Below are 484 nucleotides of genomic sequence, written 5' to 3'. Positions count from 1 at the left end.
GACTTCATTTGCTTAGACACACTTTAGCCATGAGATTAACAGCCAAAGGAACAAACCTTGTGGTCATACAAAAAATTCTAAGACATGCAAATCTAAATACTACTACTATATATGCCAAAGCAACAAATGATACAGTAAAAGCTGCATTATTGAATAATTAATTTTTCTAAAATTGAGTATTTGCATAGACTTCAAGAAGAAGTCTATGTGTTTAAAATTGTTCTAATAAAAGTTTAGGTTCTCCGCCAAGTATTTTGATGAAATTTGCAATTCTTGATTGTATCATTTCTACGGAATACATACCTCCTAAACCGCCTAAAGCATAAAATAATTCTTCGAAAATGTCTTCTTTGTTAAATTCAAGTTCTTCTATGTCAATAAGATCAGGAGTTCGGCTACATTTTTGTAAATTTTGATATATTTTGACTAAAATCTTGATTTTTTGTAGATTACTTTCAGCCTCTAAATAAGAATTTAAGTGTAT

Annotated in this window: 2 protein-coding genes; one reads left to right on the top strand and one right to left on the bottom strand. The window is 29.1% G+C overall.

All coding sequences use genetic code 11. The features are described from left to right. Nucleotides 1–161 (top strand): tyrosine-type recombinase/integrase (locus tag AJ939_RS11265; protein WP_261666738.1); only part of this gene is annotated, 161 nt, incomplete at its 5' end. Nucleotides 162–211: 50 nt separating this feature from the next. On the opposite strand, the gene AJ939_RS09275 is transcribed toward AJ939_RS11265, so the two are convergent. Continuing rightward, nucleotides 212–484, bottom strand: a 273-nt coding sequence (locus AJ939_RS09275; RefSeq protein ID WP_186820917.1) for a hypothetical protein, incomplete at its 5' end; no start/stop codon positions are given.

Origin of the sequence: Campylobacter sp. BCW_6889 (genome assembly GCF_001762535.1) — a bacterium.
Lineage (GTDB): Bacteria > Campylobacterota > Campylobacteria > Campylobacterales > Campylobacteraceae > Campylobacter_D > Campylobacter_D jejuni.
This window is presented reverse-complemented; position numbering and strand designations above follow the sequence as displayed.